This is a genomic window from Thalassospira tepidiphila MCCC 1A03514 (assembly GCF_001662875.1).
Taxonomy (GTDB): domain Bacteria; phylum Pseudomonadota; class Alphaproteobacteria; order Rhodospirillales; family Thalassospiraceae; genus Thalassospira; species Thalassospira tepidiphila.
The window spans coordinates 39,644-59,781 of sequence record NZ_JPVZ01000011.1; the positions used below are offsets into that span (position 1 = coordinate 39,644).

The following is a 20,138-nucleotide window of genomic DNA, read 5'->3' on the forward strand; positions in this document are numbered from 1 at the left end:
AATGCAGAAGGAATCGACGTTATGGAGCATAACAAGAAAACACGCGGCAAGGCGAACGGTGTTGACGCCGTTGTCGGGGCGCGCATCCGCGAACGCCGGACACAACTCGGCATGTCACAGGAAGCACTGGCCGAAAAGCTCGGGCTCTCGTTTCAACAGGTCCAGAAATACGAAAAGGGCTCTAACAGGATCGGCGCGGGACGACTTTACGAAGTCGCCAAGGTTCTCGCCGTTCCGGTCGAATGGTTCTATGCCACGCTCGATGATGGCACCGAGGCACCGGCAGAAATCGGCACCAAGGCCCTGCGCCTGATGCAGCGCTTCAACGCCCTGCCAGACCCGCTCAAACAGGGGATCTATCTCCACGTCGCCAACACCCACGACTTTTATGTCGCGCGTCAGGGAGGTGTGTCGTGAAGCAGATCATCAACGAAGAAATCAAAACCTTTGGTCTGTTCTGCGGTATCGGTGCAGGTCTGGCCGGCATGAACCGCAGCCGTGCGGAAGTGACCAACAAGGTCGCGACCTATCGCGCCCAATTCCGCAATGTCGGCGGGATCGATGTTGATCCCGGCTGTATCGATAACTTCGATAAACTGGTCGGTGTTGACGGAACGGTTCTTGATCTGTTTGACGCAGAGCAATACACCGCCTGGCATGGCAAGGAACCGGGATCTGATTGGAAACCGGCCATGCCTGACGACATCCGCCGTGCGGCTGGTGGGGAATGTCCCGATATCGTCTTTACCTCACCGCCTTGCAAGGGTTTCAGCGGCCTGCTTGGGTCGAACCGTGCGGGTACCGCGAAGTATCAGGCGCTGAACGCGCTGACCCTGCGCGGGATATGGCTTGCGCTTGAGGCATTCAAGGATGATCCCGCCAGCTTCTATCTGCTTGAAAACGTCCCGCGCATCATGACGCGGGGCACTCACTTCCTTGATCAGATCGAAAAGCTGCTTGAGGCTTATGGCTATGCCGTGGCGCGCACCACGCATTGTTGCGGTGAATTGGGTGGTCTGGCCCAGAAACGTCGCCGATTCCTTCTGGTGGCCCGTCACAAGGCTAAGGTTCCGCCGTTCCTCTACGAACCGCCGAAACGGTCTTTGCTAACCGTGGGCGATATCCTGAACAAGCTGCCGATGCCAGGCGATGAACGGGCCGGGGCAATGCATACCCTGCCCTCGCTGGCGTGGAAAACTTGGCTGCGTCTGGCCCTGATCGAACCGGGCAAAGACTGGCGCAGCCTGAACCGGCTGAATGTCGAAGACGGATTCCTTACCGACTTCGGGATTATCCCGCAGCAGGCCTATCAAAGCGATGTGCTTGGCGTTCGGTCCTTCGATCAGGCAACCGGCTGCGTTCCTGGGCGAAGCGGCCCGACCAACGGCGCGCATAGCGTTGCGGATCCGCGTCCTGTTGGTGCGCTTGAATATCGCCAGTACGGTGTGAAGAAGATGGATGAAACATCGGCAACCGTCACCGGTCACAGAAGCCCCGGCCAAGGCCCGTTCTCGGTTGCTGATCCGCGCCTGTCTTGGCATACGGCAGCAAGCCGAAACAAATACAAAGTTGTGGCCATCAACTCGCATTCGAATACCGTGATCGGGTGTTCCCAGCCTGCGAGTGGCGCGGCATCCGTCGCAGATCCCCGCCCGAACTGGAGTGATCGCCACGGCGGCAACATGAAGCTGTGCAGCACAGAGCAAACCGCCCCAACCGTGATCGGTGGCGGCAAAGGTGTTCAGGGTGGTCATATCTCGATTGCCGATCCCCGTGCGTTTGGCACCGATCAGCGCGAGGTCTTCAATGGTGGCGGTCATTATGGCGTCATTGATCCAGAAGACAGCGCCAAGGCCGTAACTGCGGCCGGCAAATATGACAACGGCTTCAATTCCGTTGCCGACTGGCGCCTGCCGGAACCTACCGAAAATCTCCAATGCGTGATCCAGTCCGAATGGAACACTTGGAACCGCCCGTTCTCGACATATGAACTGGCGGCCCTGCAGAACCTGTTCGATCCGGAAGAAGGCATCTGCTTCGAACTGGTCGGCAAGTCGCACACCGCTTGGCGCGAATGGATCGGCAATGCCGTACCACCGGCAACCGCAACTGCAATCGGGTCTGCCATGGGACATGCGATCCTTCTGGCGCGATCCGGCCAGACCTTCGCCTTGGGCTCAACCCCGATCTGGGTCCGTCCTGTTATGACTGCAATCAGCGTCGATACCCCGGCGCGTGGGGGTGTGGAGTGACCATCACAGCAAAACCAATCCTGTTCAGCGCACCGATGATCAAGGCGCTGCTGCGAGAGATCGAGAACCCCGGCACGGGGAAGACACAGACGCGGCGGGCCGTGAAAGGCACTGCGCTTAACTGGCTGGACGAAGCCAAATTCTCTCCTGATTTTTTGGTTGATCCGGGCAATGACCTTTGCCCTTACGGCAAGCCCGGCGATCTGCTGTATGTGCGCGAAACGTGGAGCGGCCACCACATCTTCAAAGATATCAAGCCATCTGAACGTGGCCACATCAACACCGAAGACGGACCTGTTTTCAAGGACGAGCTTTGGTTCTGGGCTGATGGCGGCCCGAAATGGGGAGATTGGGAAAAGCCACGGCCCGGTATCCACATGCCCCGCTGGGCAAGTCGGATCACGCTCGAAGTGACTGATGTGCGGGTTGAACGCTTGCAAAGCATCAGCGAGGAAGATGCCATTGCGGAAGGTGTCGAGCTAATGCGACCCGGCTATTGGCGGAAATATACCCCTAGCTGGACACAGCATGAGCTCACCGCGAAAGGCTCGTTTGTCAGCCTTTTCAAGTCAATCCACGGACCCGACATCTGGAAATCCAATCCTTGGCTTTGGGCGGTGACCTTTGTTCCTCACCTGATCAACGTCGACCGGTTCATTGAGGAAAGGGCTGCGGCATGACCAAGATTGAATGGACCCAGCGCGAGGGAACCAAGGGCAAGACGTGGAACCCGCTTCGCGCTCGGAACAAGAAAACCGGTGGCGTCGGGCATTTCTGCGAGAAAGTCTCGCCGGGATGCAAGAACTGCTATGCCGAAACGTTCCAGAAGCGCTTCAAGAACCCTGTCAGGTACGCGGCACAGGATGCTGATCAGGTCGAAGTATTCCTTGATCAGAAGACACTGGTTCAACCGATCGGTTGGAAGAAGCCTGCAACCATATTCGTTTGCAGCCAGACCGACCTGTTCTTGCACCACTACAAAAGCGAATGGATCGATCAGGTGTTTGCCGTCATGGCCCTGTGTCCGCAGCACACCTTTATCATCCTTACCAAGCGCCATGACCGAATGAATGCCTATTTCGGCAACCTTTCAGACCTCTCAAGCAGGCACTCAGAACAAACCAACACTGCTTTCAACTGCGCTGACTTGTTAAACCTCAGACATCTGACCAAAAATCCGCGTGGAAAGCCGTTACCAAGTAGGGTCTGGCCCCTTCCCAACGTCTGGCTTGGCGTCAGTGTCGAGGACCAGAAAGCAGCAGACGAACGCATTCCGGTATTGCTTGATACCCCGGCAGCGGTTCGCTTCTTGAGTGTGGAGCCGTTGCTGGGCCCAGTTGATCTAGCTAATCACAATGCACCTGGCATGTGCGGCACCACAGACCACGCCGATTATCTGCGCGGATACGTCAGCCCCGAATATAGCTGCCGAGCCCACCTGTCTAAAGAAACCACTTCACTTGATTGGGTCATCGTCGGCGGTGAAAGCGGACATAACGCCCGCCCAATGCACCCGGACTGGGCGCGCTCCCTGCGCGATCAGTGCAAGGCCGCTGGGGTGCCGTTCTTCTTTAAGCAGTGGGGCGCATGGGCTCCCGTCGAAGAATACCCATCAGGCAAGCAATCAATGAACAAGGTCGGCAAGAAACGCGCCGGACGCTCACTCGATGGCGTCGAACACAACGAATGGCCGGAGGTGAAGTCATGATCGTAGCAGCAGCAATGATGATCGATGGTGAAGTCAAAGCTCTGCCCGCACCGGCACGGCACCATGACATTATCGGACGTTGGCCGATGCCGGAGCATCATCACGGCACGCAAGGTTTTATCGACAGCAAAGAAGGTTTTGTCGACCGGTTCCGCGCCTGCCTAATAGCTATCATAGAAGGCCAGATCGAGATGCCGAAAGCAACAAGCCCTCAGAACGAACTATTCAGCGAGGATCTTTGGTGATGGTTGAGGCATACCCGCTTTCATGGCCGCAAGGCTTCAAACGCACTGAGTCGTCACGTCGCCGCATGGCACCGTTCGGAAAGGCTGACAGGCACAACGGATATAAGCGCCGCCTCACTGTCGCCGATGGCCTGCAACGGCTGATCGAACAACTCGAAATGATGGGCGCGATCAACTACGTGATCTCGTCAAACGTTGAGCTGCGCAACGACGGTCTGCCGAGATCCGGTCGACGCAAACCAGATGATCCCGGTGTGGCGATATATTTCCAGTTCTGCGGCAAGGCGCACTGCCTGCCCTGTGACAGATGGGACACGGTTGCAGACAACCTCGCCGCGGTTGCCAAGCACATCGAAGCACTGCGCGGCATGGATCGCTGGGGCGTTGGCGATCTTGAAATGGCCTTCGCAGGGTTCAAGACACTGCCCCCGCCAGGTGGTGGCGTACCGGTCGATGAAGCTGCCCAGCACCGCAACTGGTGGGACGTTCTTGGTGTCGATCCCGACGCAACGCCAGACAAGGTGCGAGAGGCCTTTCGTCGCCTTGCCAAGAAGCACCATCCGGACAGAGGGGGAAGCCCCGAAACAATGGCTGAACTGAACACGGCATATCAGGAGGGTATGGAGCGATGAGCGCACTTCAAGAAGAAATCAAACAGGCCATGGCCGAAGTGACCGCTCCGCTCTATGAGAGACTCGCAAATCTCGAAATGATGCTCAGGCAGCAGTCCGACAACGAAAACCCGTTGATCCCGCTTGAGGAAGCAGCCAAGATGCTGGGCATGCACAAGGACACTTTGCGCCGGAAATGCCACGCCGGAGAGTTCAAATACAAAAGGCCCGGAAAGAAGTTTTTGCTATACCGGAGCGAATTAATTACGAACTGCCCAACTAAGTAATTGATTTGTATAGGCAGTGCGTTTCTCTCTGCCGGCACCATTAAAGAAAACCCCGCAAGCCATCGGCTGCGGGGTTTTCTTTTGGCATCACACCGAAATGCTATTTGGGCATGCCTTCAAGGCGCACGATTTCATCAAGCCCGTCATCCCAGCTCGCCTTGCTGGCCATCATGATGTGGGCGTTCGGGCGTATTGAGATAGGCGTTTCAAGGCTGCCTGCCGGTACGACCAACAGCTTGCCGTCCATCTGCGTGTAGGGAACAGCCGCGCCGCATGTTTTGCAAAACGCCTTTTGATGGCGCGTTCCGGGAACGGTGTAGGACTGGATGTGATCATGGCCGTCGATCCAAGACAGCGTTGCCTTGGTTGAGAACAGATTGGCCGCATGAGCCGAGCCGGTGTCCTTTTGGCAATGTTTGCAGTGGCACAGGAAGAATGCATCAAAATCACCCGTGACTTCGTAGCGCACAGCCCCACACAGGCAGCCGCCGTGATGTTTATCAGCCATGACCATCTCCCCTGCCCTAGCCGTCGCGTCTCGATGACGCGTAGCGTTCCGAAACGTTGTAATACTCATCAAAGCCGATGCGTTGGCGCAGGTCCGCCCAGCTCATCAGTTTGTCATCCCGCGGTTGGCCGACCTTCATGGTTTGCAGGCATTCGACCATGGCCTTCATGGCGGCTGCCATCAGCGATAGTGGATAGGCCGCGATCTGATAGCCGATCTGTTTGAGTTCTTCGGGCGACAGATCCGGGGTTTCGCCGCCTTCAACAATATTGGCCATCTTGGGACCAGGAAGTTCGGCACAAAGGGTGCGCATTTCGTCGACGGATTTCGGGGCCTCGACAAACAGGATGTCGGCACCGAGTTCCTTGAACTTTGCGGCACGGTCAATTGCCTCGGTCAGGCCATGCTGATGACGGGCATCGGTGCGCGCCAGGATCAGGATGTCCGCCCCGGCTTCGCGGGCATCGACGGCGGCCTTGATGCGATCAAACGCCTCATCCCGGCCGACGACTTCCTTGCCCTTGGTATGGCCGCAGCGTTTGGGGGCCAGCTGATCTTCGATCATGACCGCCGCACAGCCTGCCTTGGCAAAACCGGTGACGGTCCGCCTGACATTCATCGCATTGCCATAGCCGGTATCGCCGTCCCCGATCACAGGGATTGATACCGCATCGGTGATGTTGCGCGCCTGATCAAGCACTTCGCCATAGGACATCAGGCCCAGATCAGGTTCGCCAATCCGTGCGGCAGAGCTCGCAAAGCCCGACATGAAGGTCAGACCGAATCCTTCCTGTTCGATCAGTTTGGCAGAAAGCGCATCAAAGCAGCAGGGCATCGTGATCAGATCACCGGTGGCAAGCAGCGCGCGCAGGGTATCGGCAGGTGATTTTACGTTACTCATCGGTCTTTACAGCTTGAAGGGAATATAAAGGGCGAGATCGTGCCACACATACAAAAGGGCGGCACAAGCAAACATCAGCAGCAGGAACGGTGCAACACCGCGGGCAACCTCGCCCAGTCTGGCCTTTGCCACCGACTGGATCACATAAAGGTTAAGGCCGACGGGCGGTGTAATCAGGGCACATTCGACCATGATCACCATATAAACACCAAACCAGATCGGATCGAATCCGAGGGCAAGGGCGGCGGGCAACAGCACTGGTGTCATGATCAGCACCATCGAAAGCGCTTCGAACACCAAACCCATCACCAGCAGAACCGCTGTGACAATCAGGATGAAGCCAAGTTCGGTATCGACCCCTTGGGTGATCATTACCGAGATGTCCTGCGGGATGCGATAAAGCGTGATCGCCTTGCCAAAGACCTTGGCCCCGGCAATGATCAGAATGATCGCAACCGTGGTTGCCATGGAATCGAACACCGCCTTTTTCAGCGCATCCCATGTTAGGACCCGCATGATCGGGCCGGTGATGACGAGGGCGGCGGCAAAGCCGATGGCCGCGGCCTCGGTCGGGGTGAAGGCCCCGGAATAGATGCCCGATATGATCAGCACGGCCAGAACAACCGAGGGAAGTGCGCGGATGGTGGCACGTTTGCGTTCGGCCCAGTCTTTTTTCGGTTCAAGTTCCTGCCCGCCCATGCGGGCATAAATCATCGAGAAGATGATAAAGAACACCAAAAGCGCAATACCCGGACCGATACCGGCCAGAAACAGCGAGATCACCGATTCTTCGGTGACAAAACCATAAATGATCATCGGGATCGATGGCGGGATCAGAATGCCAAGAGTGCCGCCCGCGGCCAGCAATCCATAAACAAACCGCTTGTTGTAGCCACGATTGATCATTTCCGGGATGGCAACCGTGCCGATGGTGGCCGCCGTCGCAACCGAGGACCCGGAAATGGCGGCAAACACACCACAAGACAGAATGGTCGCCACCGCAAGCCCGCCCGGCCAATGGCCGACCCATGCACTGACAGCGGCAAACAGATCATTGCCAACCCCCGCACGCAACAGGATGTTTGACATCAAAAGGAACAGCGGCACGGCCAGCAGGATAAAGCCATCAAGCGTGGACAAAACCGCCTGTGGCGCCATCAACGGCGAAAAGCCCCCAAGGATCAGCATGGCAAGGCCAAGCCCGCCGAGCGCAAAGGCAACCGGCACACGCATCAAAAGCAATGCGAACATCGCAGCAAGGGTCAGGACGATGGTCATTCGTGCGCCCCTTTCGGAATGTCCTTGCCGCGTGCAAGCCCGATAATCTCGATCACCGCCTGAATGGCAAGCAGCGCAAAGCCGATGGCGACCGGCAGTTCGGCAACCCATGCCGGAAGATCGAGCATGGTGCCGCTGGTGCGGCCGCGCTCGAAACTTTCATAAAAGATTTCCCAGCCCTTGATCGTCACCATCACCGAAAAGGCCAAAATGCAGGCCATGGCAATGATTTCGACAAGCCGCTGGACCTTGGGGGCGAGAAGACGGGTGATGGCATCCACCGAAATATGGCGGCGTGCGGCCAGTGCCCAGGGCATCCCCAAAAGCGATCCCCAGATCAGACAAAGTTGGGAAAGCTCGGCCGCCCAGATGGTCGGACGCACGAAGAAATACCGTGCCAGCACTTCGTAGGTCAGCATGCAGCCGGCAAGCACAAACAAGATGGCCGCGACCCACGCAAGAATAAGCGTCAATCGATCAAACATGATTTAAACAGTGCATGTTGGAAAACGGGGCGTCATCACCACACAGTATGGGCATTGGCCCAAACATGCGCGGTGATGACAACAAATCAAATTACGCCCCGGTCGGCGTCCATGGGCAATCATGCAGCGCATGGCACATGGCACCCGACCGGTGACGTCAAATGCTTAGAACTTCTGGGCGGCCTCGAAGACCTGTTTGCCAAGATCACCGGTATTGGCAAGGAATGCCTCGTAAACCGGTTTGGCAGCTTCGCGCCATGCAGCCATTTCTTCGGCCGTCGGGGTGTAAATGGTCATGCCGTTGGCTTTGGCTTCGTCAAACGCTTCTGCCTCGATCGTCGACATGCGATCACGCACATCGTTCTCGGCATTGATGGCCGCGGTTGAAATGATGTCACGCTGCGCATCGGTCAGACCGTTCCAGAAGTCGGTATTCACAACCACGATGAATTCGATATCGGCATCGTTGGTGGTGGTGACGGTGTCCATGACTTCCCAAAGCTGACGGGATTTCACACCCGACATGCCGGTCATGCCAACATCAACCGTGCCACGCTGATAGGCGATATACTGCTCGGAGCCTGAAATCAGGGTCGGTGCACCACCGGCAGCGGAGATGAAATCACCCTGGGTTTTCGAGAACACGCGGACTTTCTGGCCTTTCAGACCATCCGGGCCTTTGATGGGGCCACCGTTCGACAGCATGATCGACCCACCATAAGCCTGCCACCACAGAACCGTCGAACCGGTTTCAGCAATGGCCTCATCCAGCGGCGCACGTACCGGGGAATCCGGTGAAACGGCCTTGCGGACCTTTTCTTCGGTATCGAGCAGGAACGGCTGATAGAAGATATCAACCGCCGGGACATCACCGACATAACGGGTCAATGACGCGACACCCATTTCAATCGCACCTGATCCCACCGCCGCAGGAACTTCCTTGTCCTTGTAAAGCTGGGCGGAATCGTAGATCTGGACTTCGATATCGCCGTTTGATTTTTCCTCGACCTCGTTCTTGAACATCAAAAGGTTCTGACCAAGGTGGCTTTTCATCGGCAATTGCAGGGAAATACGCAGTGTCAGGTCTGCGGCCTGAACCGTGCCGGAAAATCCGACGGCTGCCATCAGTGCGGCAGCAAGGGCAAATTTTTTCATGATGGACGTCCTCCGAGAACTTTTATTCTGTTTCTTTATTCAGGACGGCAAGGATGCGCCCATTTTTCGGCGGTGTTCAACATGTTTTGACTACGGCGAAACCCTGACCAGGCGGCTCACAGTGCGGCGCACACAGCACCAAAACTCAGCGAGGTGAGGACATACAGACGAGAAGCACAGCTTTGATAACGGCACTGCGGTATTGAAATAATTTGCAATGGAAATGTCCATGCGTCTGGTCTGGCATGCCAGAATGATCGTTCTGGATACAAAACCGGGAATCGCAAGCCGTTTCAAAACACTATCTGATAATGCGCTTATACATCACAGTGGTGCCGCTGAGTTTTTCAGAGTCCGGATCACGGGCAAAATCCGGAATAACGCCGGTGGTCTCAAACCCGAGCGAGGTATAAAGAATCTCGGCACTGTCGCCAGTTCGGGTATCAAGGGTCAGCAAGGTCCGCCCAAGATCACGCGCCCGGTTTTCGGCCGCCTGCATCAACAGCCGGGCAATGCCGCGCCTGCGACAATCGGGGCGCACCATCAGTTTGCTGATATCGCCGCGATGGGCCTGATTGGGCATGGTGTCATAATCAAGCTGGACGGTGCCGACCAAGCGATCCTGATCAAGGGCAGCAAACAGGATGCGCTTTCCGCCTTTGAGTGCCGGGATGGTTTTATCGCGCCAGAAAGCTTCGGCCTCGTGCATCGGGAAGGGTTCGATGAAGCCGATGCTGGCCCCGTCATGGACACAGGCGTGCAGCATGTCGGCGAACTGATCGAGGCGTTCTGTAACCGCATCAGTATCAAGGGTGACGATGTCGAGATCGGGGGCGGTGTGCGTAGCCGATGGCATAACGGTTCTTTCGCTTAGTCGATGATAAACAGGTGATATTTCGCGCCCTGATCGCGGGGCGTTTGAAACACATTGCCCCCACGCAACTGATAGCGCAGGCAATCACCCGCCTTTAGGTGATGGGTTTGGCCATCGACTTCCATCGAAAGCGCGCCAGACAACATAACCAGATGATGTTCAAGCCCGTCACGCGGGGATCCATCATATTCAATGCGCTGGTTCGGGCCGATTTCGACTTCGATCACCTCGCCCGACAATTGTTTGGATGTCGGGGAAACCAGCCGTCTTTGATAGCCGGTATCGGGATCAGTCCAAACTTCCTGATCGGCACGCGCGACAAGTGGTGCAAAGTCGTCTTCGACCATTTGCATCAGGCGTGACAGGGTGACGCCAAAAGCAACGCACAGCTTTCCCAGCACATTGGCGGTCGGGCTGACCTCGCCCTTTTCGATCCGCGACAGGCTGGCACGACTGACCGCACTTTTTTGTGCAAGCTCATCAAGCGACCACCCGCGTTCGGCGCGCAAAGCGGCCAACCGTTGGGCCAGTCGTGTTTCGATTTCATCCATGGCGACATCCTTTAATCTCTTATTTGAGATATTTTTCCATTAATGAGAAATCGTCAAGATGAAAAAACCGACCCCGCTTTCTTGGCAGGACCGGTTCATGTCACTTCATGGCATTGCCGCCACAGATAGATGGATCAGGCGTTGGTCGCCGGGATGCGTGCAATCACCTTGATTTCGAAATCAAAACCGGAAAGCCAGGTAACCCCGACTGCTGTCCAGTTCGGGTAAGGCGCCTGATCAAAGATCGCGTCCTTAACTTCCATGATGTCTTCAAACTGGTTTTCCGGATCGGTGTGGAAGGTCGTCACGTCAATGATGTCATCAAAATTGCATCCGGCGGCCTCAAGGATCGCCTTAAGGTTATCGAATGCGCGTTCGACCTGCTTTTTGAATTCAGGTTCGGGGGATCCGTCTTCGCGACTGCCCACCTGACCAGAAACAAAGAGAAGATCGCCGGATTTGATGGCCGGGGAATAGCCATGCGCGTCATAAAGCGCATGGCGGTTTGGCGGAAAGACGGCTTGGTTTGCGAGGGCCATGAAGACCTCCTTGTTCGGGTAAAGTTAGTATCTGTGGTATTTCGAATTGAGTTCAGATACGCTGCGTATGTGAAGCAGATATATTCACATACGCAGCGTATGTCAATTCGTATACGCCACGTATGTTAAATTGGAGTGCCCGATGGCTGCCAAAACGCGCGCTGAAAAAATGGAAGAAACCCGCATCAAGCTGATCAAAGCGGGACGCAAGGCCTTTGCCGAAAAGGGATATGCGGAAGCGTCAATGGACGAACTGACCGCAAGTGCTGGGCTAACGCGCGGGGCGCTGTATCACAATTTCGGTGACAAGCGCGGACTGCTGGCCGCTGTGGTCGATGAAATAGACTCTGCCATGGCACAACAGGCCAAGGATGCGGGGGATGCCGCAGGCGGCGGTTGGAACGGCTTGATGGCCGAGGGCAGGACATATATCGAACTGGCCCTTGATCCCGAAATACAGCGGATCGTTTTGCGCGATGGCCCGGCCTTTCTGGGCGATCCATCACAGTGGCCGAGCCAAAACCGCTGCTTGCAGGCGACAATCGCAACCCTGACGGAACTGGCCGATCAGGGTGCGATCAAACCGGTCGATATCGAAGCACTGGCTAGGTTGCTAAACGGGGTCGCGTTGAATGCCGCCCTTTGGGTCGCGGCCAGCGATGATCCGAAAGATACCCTTGGCAAGGCAATTGCCGCATTTGAATGCCTTGCGGCTGGCGTATTGGTAACGCCCAATGCCAAATGATAGTGGCGTGAATTCGACCACCGCGCGTAGTAGAGCGCCCGATCACACTCCGGCCCCTGCCCCGTCAAAGAAGGTCGGGATTATTTGCCATTTTCAAGGTCAAAGCCCGCACGGGTCCAGCTTTGAATGCCGCCTTTAAGGTTACTGACAGAGCAATCCACATGGGGCAGAACAGCGTTGGCCGCCCCAAAGGAACGCTGACCAACAGCACAGACAAAAACCAGATCCGTGTCGCTTTCATCGGTCAGGTCGACCAAGGCCGGGATATCGAAGTTCGAGGTCGGAATATTGATCGCGGTTTCAATATGGCCGGTTGCAAATTCCTCGGCTTCGCGGACATCAATAATGGTGACGGCTTCTTCGCCAATCAGTCGATCAAGTTCATGCGGTTCGATAAACTGTACGGTTTCGTCGCTCATTATGAAGTCCTTTGGTGGCTTTTGCGGCCTGATCCTGCCCACCTGTGATAGCTGTCGGCTTGCGGATTTTGCAAATGCAAAATATTTTTGTGCGATGATGTGGGAATGAAAGCGGCATCAAAGCTGGACGAGCGGTCACTTACATGTGAACATGAACACACGATTTTACGATGTTCGACAGAAGTATCGTCTTGCGAAATCAGTTCGTTATTCCCACGTCTGAATAACAGGGCAAATTGCCTCGGCAGGCTCAAAGGTCACTTTGAAATTCATTCGACAGAAGCCTGCCCCGACACATTGATGGTCGGTTTGTTGGTCGCCGCAACGGGACCCAAAAAGAGTCTGATCAAGACTGCACTACGGCGCTGACGCCGCAACTGCACAATCGAATTTTCACACGTTTGGCATGATCCGCCAGAGATTAACCGCGAACGCCATTTGTTAATTCATGACCGTCTGGCGGAGTCCCTTCACAGGGGACCTGCCGACGCCACCAGATCAGGATCGGGTTCGCCCCATCCGTGCAAAAGCAAAACGCAAAAATTGCGCAAAAACAGGATTGAGACAGGAAACGTAAGTTTGACAGTGCGATAACGTTTGAAAGGAGACCGCGCCATGGCTGAGAAGGATATCTTCGAGCTGTATGCGGAAGGCTATGACGGAAAGCAGGAAACTGAACTGACCATCCGCGATTACCTCAATTTGTGTCGCGAAGACCCAAGTGCCTATGCCTCTGCCGCTGAACGCATGATCAAAGCGATTGGCGAGCCGGAACTGATCGACACCTCGACAGATTCCCGACTTGGCCGCATTTTCCTGAACCGAACCATCAAACGTTATCCCGCCTTTGAAGATTTCTTTGGCATGGAAGAAACCATCGAGCGCATTGTCGGTTTCTTTAAATATGCCGCCCAGGGTTTGGAAGAACGCAAACAGGTTCTTTATCTGCTCGGCCCGGTTGGCGGGGGGAAAAGTTCCCTTGCCGAGCGGCTGAAAGAGCTGATGGAGCGTGAACCGATTTATGTTCTGAAGGCCGGCGATGAAATCAGCCCGGTTTTCGAAAGCCCGCTTGGCCTGTTTAATCCGGCCAAGATGGGTGATGCGATCGAAGACAAATACGGCATTCCCAAACGTCGCCTCACGGGACTTATGTCGCCATGGGCGGTCAAGCGCCTTGATGAGTTTGGCGGGGACCTGACCAAATTCTCGGTCGTTAAACTGATCCCGTCACGTCTGCGCCAGATCGCGATTGCCAAGACCGAACCGGGTGATGAGAACAACCAGGATATCTCGTCGCTTGTTGGTAAGGTCGATATCCGCAAGCTTGAATATTTCAGCCAGAACGACCCGGATGCCTATAGCTATTCGGGCGGCCTGAACCGCGCCAACCAGGGCATTCTTGAATTTGTCGAGATGTTTAAGGCGCCGATCAAGATGCTGCACCCGTTGCTGACCGCCACACAGGAAAGCAACTATATCGGCACGGAAAACCTTGGTGCCATTCCGTTCCAGGGGTTGATCCTGGCCCACTCGAACGAGGCAGAGTGGCAGACATTCAAGGCCAACAAAAACAACGAAGCCTTCATTGACCGTATTTCAGTGATCAAGGTGCCCTATTGCCTGCGCGTCACCGAAGAAACGATGATTTACGACAAGCTGTTGCAAGGGTCCGAGCTTGAACACGGGTCCTGCGCGCCGGGCACGCTTAAAATGCTGGCACAGTTTTCTGTCCTTTCGCGTCTGCAGGAACATGAAAACTCCAACCTGTATTCCAAGATGCGGGTCTATGACGGCGAAACCTTGAAGGATGTCGATCCCAAGGCAAAATCCATGCAGGAATATCGCGATACTGCCGGTGTTGACGAAGGCATGGATGGCATTTCAACCCGCTTTGCCTTCAAGGTGCTTTCAGAAACGTTTAACCACGACACCCACGAGGTCGCGGCAGATCCGGTGCATCTGATGTATGTCCTTGAACAGGCGATCCGGCGCGAACAGTACCCGGAAGAACGCGAGAAGGCCTATATGGACTTCATCAAATCCGAACTGGCCCCGCGCTACGCCGAGTTTATCGGAGCGGAAATCCAGAAGGCGTATCTGGAAAGCTATTCCGATTACGGTCAGAACCTGTTTGATCGCTACGTTGCCTATGCCGATGCCTGGATCGAGGATCAGGACTTCAAGGATCCCGATACCGGTCAGCTTCTTGATCGCAAGATCATTGATCAGGAACTGTCGAAAATCGAAAAACCGGCGGGCATCGCCAATCCCAAGGATTTCCGTAACGAGGTCGTCAAGTTCGCCCTGCGTGCCCGTGCCAACAACAAGGGCAAGAACCCGTCCTGGACGTCCTATGAAAAACTGCGCGATGTGATCGAGAAACGCATGTTCAGTCAGGTCGAGGACCTGCTGCCGGTGATTTCGTTCGGCTCGAAGAAAGACAGCGAGACCGAGAAGAAACACAACGAGTTCGTCAAACGCATGATCGATCGCAAATATACCGAACGCCAGACGCGTCGTCTGGTCGAATGGTACATGCGCGTCAATAAGGCCGGTTAAGCTCCCCCCTGTCTTTCCCGGCCCAACCGGGCGGCTTCGTCCCTTGTCCGCCCGGTTACCTCTTCGCCGCAGGATGCGACCACGGCCCGTTTTATCCGGGTCACATCCTGCGGAACTTCAAGGCGCAAGCGACCTGCACAACGCGCTTTTGAACCGTGCAAGGATGTGACTGCCCATGCTTTATATCGTTGACCGCCGCAAGAACCCGACCGGCAAAAGCCTTGGCAACCGGCAACGTTTCATGCGTCGCGCAAAGGCCCAGATCAAAAAGGCGGTTGAAAGCACCATCCGGTCGCGTGGCATTACCGACATCTCCAGCGGCGACCAGATCACCATTCCCGGCAAAACACTGAAGGAGCCGGGCTTTCACCACATGGGACGCGGGGGCAACCGCAATTATGTCCTGCCCGGCAACAAGAAGTTCGTTCAGGGTGACCGCATTGCCCGCCCGCAAGGTGGCGATAGTGGGTCTGGCGGATCGCAAGCAAGCCCCGATGGCGAGGGTGAAGATGAATTCCAGTTCACCCTGACCCGCGACGAGTTCCTTGATATCTTCTTTGAAGATCTTGAACTGCCGGACCTTTTGAAAAAGAGCCTGAAGCAGACCACCGCGTTTCGAAATGCGCGTGCGGGCTTTTCGGTCGAAGGCACACCATCAAACCTTAGCCTTGTGCGCACCATGCGCAATTCGCTGGCCCGGCGCATCGGACTGCGTCGCCCCAAAACGGCCGAGGTGCGCGAACTTGAAGAAAAGATCTCAGCCCTTCAGGCCAAGGCGGAAAAACGCCCGAATGGCAAGCTGACCAAAACTGACGAGGATACGCTTCATACCCTGCTGGCTGATCTTGAAGAGGCCAAACGACGGATGAAGGCAATCCCGTTCATTGATCCGATTGATACGCGGTTCAACCAGTTCCAACAGATCCCCGATCCCAACACGCAGGCAGTGATGTTCTGTTTGATGGATGTGTCGGGATCGATGTCCGAACAGATGAAGGAACTGGCGAAACGGTTCTTCATGTTGCTTCACCTGTTCCTGCATCGCAAATACGAACATGTCGAGGTGGTGTTTATCCGCCATACATCGCGCGCAGCCGAGGTGGACGAGGAAACCTTTTTCTATTCGCGCGAAACCGGTGGCACGATTGTTTCCACAGCACTCGAGGAAATGAAAAAGGTGTTGGTGGATCGTTATCCCACCGATCAGTGGAACATCTATGCCGCGCAGGCATCCGATGGCGATAACTATTCCAATGACGGGGCGAAATGCACAGCCCTTCTGGCCCAGGACCTTTTGCCCAAGTGCCAGTATTACGCCTATATCGAAATCACTGACGAGCGCGAGGCCGAGATTTTTGCCGCCGCCGAAGGCGAAACCGCCCTTTGGAAATCCTATGCCCCGCTTGCCAGAGACAATCCGCGCTTTGCGCTTAAACGGGTAACCAAGGCAGCCGACATCTTCCCGGTATTTAGGGAACTGTTTGCCAAAAACCGTGCGGAGGCAGGCCGATGAGCTCCAAGACCAAATCCGCAGACAAATTGCTTTTCACCAGTGCCGACTGGGACTTCGAGACGTTAAAGGCCACCTATGACGCGATTGAGGATATCGCGCTGAATGAGCTTAAGCTTGATGTCTATCCCAATCAGGTCGAGGTGATCACGTCCGAGCAGATGCTGGATGCCTATTCATCAATCGGCATGCCCTTGATGTATCACCACTGGTCGTTTGGCAAACGCTTCGTGCGCGATGATGTGATGTATCGCAAGGGATATCAGGGGCTGGCCTATGAGATCGTGATCAATTCCAACCCTTGCATTTCCTATGTGATGGAAGAAAACACCATCGTGATGCAGGCGCTGGTGATCGCGCATGCGGCGTTTGGCCATAACCATTTCTTCAAGAACAACTATCTGTTCAAGCAATGGACGGATGCCGACGGCATTCTGGATTATCTGCAATTTGCCAAAAGCTATATCGCCAAGTGCGAGGACCGATACGGCTTTGACGCGGTGGAACGGATTCTGGATGCCGCACACGCCCTGATGGATCAGGGGGTGAACCGCTATTCCCGGCCGGAAAAACCCAACTTGGCGGCCGAGCTAAAGCGTGAACGTGAACGCGCCAAGTATGAAGACGAGACATACAACGATCTGTGGCGCACCCTGCCCCAGCCTAATCCGGGTGATCAGGATATGGACGAGCTTAAGCGCAAGATGCGGGTCGAGGAACGCCGTGCGCAGTTCGGCTTGCCGGAAGAAAACCTGCTTTATTTCCTCGAAAAGAATGCCCCGACCTTGCAAGCGTGGGAGCGTGAGATTTTGCGCATCGTGCGCAATATCGGGCAGTATTTCTATCCGCAGAAACAGACCAAGATGATGAATGAAGGCTGTGCGTGCTATGTGCATTACGCCATCATGAACAGTCTGTATGACAAGGGTCTGATTTCCGAGGGTGCTATGATGGAGTTCATCGATTACCATTCGCGCGTCGTGTTTCAGGCCGAATATGATGATCAACGCTATTCGGGTTTCAACCCCTATGCGCTTGGCTTTGCGATGATGCAGGACATCCACCGCATCTGTGTTGATCCGACCGAGGAAGACCATAAATGGTTCCCCGATATCGCCGGCAACAATGAGCCAGTCGAGACCCTGAAAGAAGCGTGGGCGCATTACCGGGATGAAAGCTTTATCCTGCAATTCCTGTCGCCCAAGGTCATGCGCGACATGCGGATGTTCATGATTGATGATCTCAGTTCATCACCGCACCTCGAAGTCGCGGCCATCCATGATGATAATGGGTATCGCAAGGTGCGCCGGTCCTTGGCCCGCATGCATGACATTTCAGTGCGCGAGCCCGACATGCAGGTGGTCGATGTCGATATCCGCGGCAACCGCCAGCTTTACATCCAGCATACCGAACATGAAGGCATCCGCCTTGAAAAGTCGGAAGCGGAAATGACGCTGGGCTATATCGGGCAGTTGTGGGGCTATGGCGTTACCTTGCAGGCGGTCGATTATGAAAGCGGCGAAATCCTGCATGAGGTGAATTACACACCGGATGATCTGGTCGGCAACTAACCACAACCTTCGGGCAAAAAAACAGACCTTTGAAATCCGCGCCCCAAATGGGTGCGGATTTTTAATTTCGGGTTTGGAAACAGCGGAACCGATCAGGCGATGGATAGTGATTTCATTAGGTTGCCTGTTATTCCCTCCGCCCGGACTTCCGTCTTCATTGAACCGTCATGCATTATCGAGCAACTCCGAATTGATAGATCGGTCAATTGCGGTACAATAGCATCACGGGAGTTTGAAAGAATAATCGTTCCAAATCAGGCGTCTGTGACGGTTGGCACATCGCTTTGGCGGCCAAGCTTTTATCTTTCCGATGTAATCAGCCCCACCCTAATGGGGTACAAGAATAATACTGAGCATCTGCCGCGCCGGGGGACCGCATTCCGGCACGTTGAGGGAGACCACATTATGATCACGCGTCGCGGACTCTTGAAAGGGTCGGCTGCAGCGACCGTTGCTGCAGGCATTGCGCCAATGCCATGGCTTGTTTCGCCATCGAATGCGATGGAAACAATCGCAAGCCAATCCCCCATCGGCATTACAGACGATCTGCCCAACCCGATGGAAATCCATTCGGTTGATGGGCGCCTGAAAGCCGATTTCTTTATGGATGCCAGCGACTATTCGCTGCCAAGCGGGCCTGCCAAGCTTCGCATTTTCAACGCATCCATTCCCGGCCCGACCATTCGCATGAAACCCGGCGACACATTGGAACTGGCATTTGAAAACCGCATGCCGCCCAACAAGGATGCCGGCGAGGACGTGGTCACGAATGTGCCCAACCGGTTTAACACTACCAACGTCCATTATCACGGCTTCCATGTCAGCCCGCGCGGCAACAGCGATAACGTCTATTTGCAGATCGAACCGGGGCAGAGTTTTAACTATGTCGTGAAGTTGCCCGTTGATCACCCGGCGGGCAATTACTGGTATCACCCCCATCGCCACGGATCGGTTTCGGCACAGGTTGCATCGGGTGCGGCGGGCATGGCGATCATTGGTGGCACGCTTGACGAAGTCCCTGAAATCGCTGCTGCCCTTGAACGCGTTCTTGTGCTTCAGGCACCGATCCCGGGCATTGACGGATTGCTTGAAAGTGAAAAGCCGATTTGGCCACTGGATGCCGAACGCGACTTCCTTGTGAATGGTCAGTACCGCCCGAAAATCTATATCCGCGAAGGCGAAGTTCAGCATTGGAGATTGCTGAACGCGGGCGATGCGCAGTTCATCCCGTTGCGCGCAGATGGCATGGAAATGCATCTGATTGGTCTGGATGGCAACCCGTTGCCCAAGGCCGAAGAAACCGAAGAATTCCTGTTGGCACCGGGCAACCGCGCGAACCTTTTGATCAAGGGTGTTAAAACCGGCACCTATGCGCTGCGCCGTCCGGCCTTCATGCAGGGCAAGGCCAGCCTGCCCGAAGAACATCTTGCCGATATCATCGTGATTGCGGCCGATGATCCGCGCGTTGGCAATGGCATCAAATTCGGCAAATCAATTCCGACGGGGGATTTGCCCAAGAACGAGATTCTGACCGACATCACCGATGATGAAGTCACCAACAGGCGTAAGTTCGTTCTGGGTGTGAAGGATGTGTCGGGTTTCTTTGACGACACCGAATTTACCATCAACGGTCAGGGGTTTGATCCAAGGCGTGATGACGTTGTCGCCAAACTGGGCGCGGTCGAGGAATGGACGCTGATCAACACCACACCCTTCCCCCATCCATTGCATATCCACGTGAACCCATTTCAGGTCGTCTCGATCAATGGTGAACCGGATGAACGCAAACCCTGGATGGACACCATTGCCGTTCCGGCAGCGGGAACCGTGACATTCCGCACCCGCTTTGTCGATTTTACCGGCCGCTACGTTATGCATTGCCACATCCTGCCGCATGAAGACACCGGCATGATGATCAACGTCAATATCGAGGTATGATG

The 20,138-nt window shown here is 55.3% G+C and carries 21 protein-coding genes; 12 read left to right on the forward strand and 9 right to left on the reverse strand.

Annotation, left to right across the window (positions count from 1 at the left end; all coding sequences use genetic code 11):
* Nucleotides 1-21 precede the first annotated feature (21 nt).
* From TH4_RS18135 to TH4_RS18165, 7 genes are read left to right on the forward strand one after another with little or no spacing between them, the layout of a single operon-like run.
* Nucleotides 22-417 (forward strand): helix-turn-helix domain-containing protein, encoded by a 396-nt coding sequence (locus tag TH4_RS18135; protein WP_064782246.1) that lies wholly within the window; start codon nucleotides 22-24, stop codon nucleotides 415-417.
* Complete coding sequence (locus TH4_RS18140; protein WP_245227994.1) at nucleotides 414-2,252, forward strand: DNA cytosine methyltransferase; 1,839 nt, start codon at nucleotides 414-416, stop codon at nucleotides 2,250-2,252. The genes TH4_RS18135 and TH4_RS18140 overlap by 4 nt, the downstream gene beginning before the upstream one ends.
* Nucleotides 2,249-2,932 carry a hypothetical protein gene (locus tag TH4_RS18145; protein WP_245227996.1) on the forward strand — a complete coding sequence of 228 codons (684 nt, stop codon included), beginning with the start codon at nucleotides 2,249-2,251 and terminating at the stop codon, nucleotides 2,930-2,932. The genes TH4_RS18140 and TH4_RS18145 overlap by 4 nt, the downstream gene beginning before the upstream one ends.
* On the forward strand, nucleotides 2,929-3,960 hold the full coding sequence (locus TH4_RS18150; protein WP_064782247.1) for a DUF5131 family protein: 1,032 nt from the start codon (nucleotides 2,929-2,931) through the stop codon (nucleotides 3,958-3,960). The genes TH4_RS18145 and TH4_RS18150 overlap by 4 nt, the downstream gene beginning before the upstream one ends.
* Entirely contained in the window at nucleotides 3,957-4,205 is a 249-nt protein-coding gene (locus tag TH4_RS18155; protein WP_064782248.1) for a Y16D family protein, read from the forward strand. Before TH4_RS18150 ends, TH4_RS18155 begins: the two co-directional genes overlap by 4 nt.
* The gene (locus TH4_RS18160; protein ID WP_245227998.1) at nucleotides 4,205-4,837 is read left to right on the forward strand and encodes a J domain-containing protein; all 633 of its coding nucleotides are present in this window, start codon (nucleotides 4,205-4,207) and stop codon (nucleotides 4,835-4,837) included. The genes TH4_RS18155 and TH4_RS18160 overlap by 1 nt, the downstream gene beginning before the upstream one ends.
* Entirely contained in the window at nucleotides 4,834-5,103 is a 270-nt protein-coding gene (locus TH4_RS18165) for an excisionase family DNA-binding protein (RefSeq protein WP_064782250.1), read from the forward strand. The genes TH4_RS18160 and TH4_RS18165 overlap by 4 nt, the downstream gene beginning before the upstream one ends.
* A 100-nt stretch (nucleotides 5,104-5,203) precedes the next feature.
* Here the strand turns inward: TH4_RS18165 and TH4_RS18170 are convergent, their stop codons facing one another.
* The 8 genes from TH4_RS18170 to TH4_RS18205 all read right to left on the reverse strand — a co-directional run bounded on the left by TH4_RS18170 (nucleotide 5,204) and on the right by TH4_RS18205 (nucleotide 11,394).
* Entirely contained in the window at nucleotides 5,204-5,611 is a 408-nt protein-coding gene (locus TH4_RS18170; RefSeq protein WP_064782299.1) for a GFA family protein, read from the reverse strand.
* A gap of 16 nt (nucleotides 5,612-5,627) precedes the next feature.
* Nucleotides 5,628-6,512 (reverse strand): isocitrate lyase/PEP mutase family protein, encoded by an 885-nt coding sequence (locus TH4_RS18175; RefSeq protein WP_064782251.1) that lies wholly within the window; start codon nucleotides 6,510-6,512, stop codon nucleotides 5,628-5,630.
* 6 nt (nucleotides 6,513-6,518) lie between these two features.
* Nucleotides 6,519-7,790, reverse strand: coding sequence for a TRAP transporter large permease (locus TH4_RS18180; RefSeq protein WP_064782252.1), 1,272 nt, complete (start codon nucleotides 7,788-7,790; stop codon nucleotides 6,519-6,521).
* Nucleotides 7,787-8,275, reverse strand: coding sequence for a TRAP transporter small permease (locus TH4_RS18185; RefSeq protein ID WP_008892104.1), 489 nt, complete (start codon nucleotides 8,273-8,275; stop codon nucleotides 7,787-7,789). Before TH4_RS18185 ends, TH4_RS18180 begins: the two co-directional genes overlap by 4 nt.
* Nucleotides 8,276-8,440: 165 nt before the next feature.
* The gene (locus TH4_RS18190; protein WP_008892105.1) at nucleotides 8,441-9,430 is read right to left on the reverse strand and encodes a TRAP transporter substrate-binding protein; all 990 of its coding nucleotides are present in this window, start codon (nucleotides 9,428-9,430) and stop codon (nucleotides 8,441-8,443) included.
* 301 nt (nucleotides 9,431-9,731) lie between these two features.
* Nucleotides 9,732-10,286: a GNAT family N-acetyltransferase gene (locus TH4_RS18195; protein ID WP_064782253.1), complete on the reverse strand. Its 555-nt coding sequence runs from the start codon at nucleotides 10,284-10,286 to the stop codon at nucleotides 9,732-9,734.
* A gap of 14 nt (nucleotides 10,287-10,300) precedes the next feature.
* Nucleotides 10,301-10,855 carry a helix-turn-helix domain-containing protein gene (locus tag TH4_RS18200; protein ID WP_064782254.1) on the reverse strand — a complete coding sequence of 185 codons (555 nt, stop codon included), beginning with the start codon at nucleotides 10,853-10,855 and terminating at the stop codon, nucleotides 10,301-10,303.
* 134 nt (nucleotides 10,856-10,989) lie between these two features.
* Entirely contained in the window at nucleotides 10,990-11,394 is a 405-nt protein-coding gene (locus TH4_RS18205) for a RidA family protein (protein WP_064782255.1), read from the reverse strand.
* Nucleotides 11,395-11,536: 142 nt separating this feature from the next.
* On the opposite strand from TH4_RS18205, the gene TH4_RS18210 reads away from it, so the two are divergent.
* Nucleotides 11,537-12,139, forward strand: a complete 603-nt coding sequence (locus TH4_RS18210; RefSeq protein WP_064782256.1) for a TetR/AcrR family transcriptional regulator — start codon at nucleotides 11,537-11,539, stop codon at nucleotides 12,137-12,139.
* An 80-nt stretch (nucleotides 12,140-12,219) separates the two neighbouring features.
* Here the strand turns inward: TH4_RS18210 and TH4_RS18215 are convergent, their stop codons facing one another.
* Nucleotides 12,220-12,558, reverse strand: coding sequence for a rhodanese-like domain-containing protein (locus tag TH4_RS18215; RefSeq protein WP_008892110.1), 339 nt, complete (start codon nucleotides 12,556-12,558; stop codon nucleotides 12,220-12,222).
* A 615-nt stretch (nucleotides 12,559-13,173) separates the two neighbouring features.
* Here TH4_RS18215 and TH4_RS18220 point away from each other — a divergent pair.
* The 4 genes from TH4_RS18220 (at nucleotide 13,174) to TH4_RS18235 (ending at nucleotide 20,136) form a co-directional block, all read left to right on the forward strand.
* Complete coding sequence (locus tag TH4_RS18220; RefSeq protein WP_008892111.1) at nucleotides 13,174-15,117, forward strand: PrkA family serine protein kinase; 1,944 nt, start codon at nucleotides 13,174-13,176, stop codon at nucleotides 15,115-15,117.
* 175 nt (nucleotides 15,118-15,292) lie between these two features.
* Entirely contained in the window at nucleotides 15,293-16,630 is a 1,338-nt protein-coding gene (locus TH4_RS18225) for a YeaH/YhbH family protein (RefSeq protein WP_008892112.1), read from the forward strand.
* Complete coding sequence (locus tag TH4_RS18230; RefSeq protein ID WP_064782257.1) at nucleotides 16,627-18,198, forward strand: SpoVR family protein; 1,572 nt, start codon at nucleotides 16,627-16,629, stop codon at nucleotides 18,196-18,198. The genes TH4_RS18225 and TH4_RS18230 overlap by 4 nt, the downstream gene beginning before the upstream one ends.
* Before the next feature lie 405 nt (nucleotides 18,199-18,603).
* On the forward strand, nucleotides 18,604-20,136 hold the full coding sequence (locus tag TH4_RS18235; RefSeq protein ID WP_064782258.1) for a multicopper oxidase family protein: 1,533 nt from the start codon (nucleotides 18,604-18,606) through the stop codon (nucleotides 20,134-20,136).
* The last annotated feature ends 2 nt before the right edge of the window (nucleotides 20,137-20,138 follow it).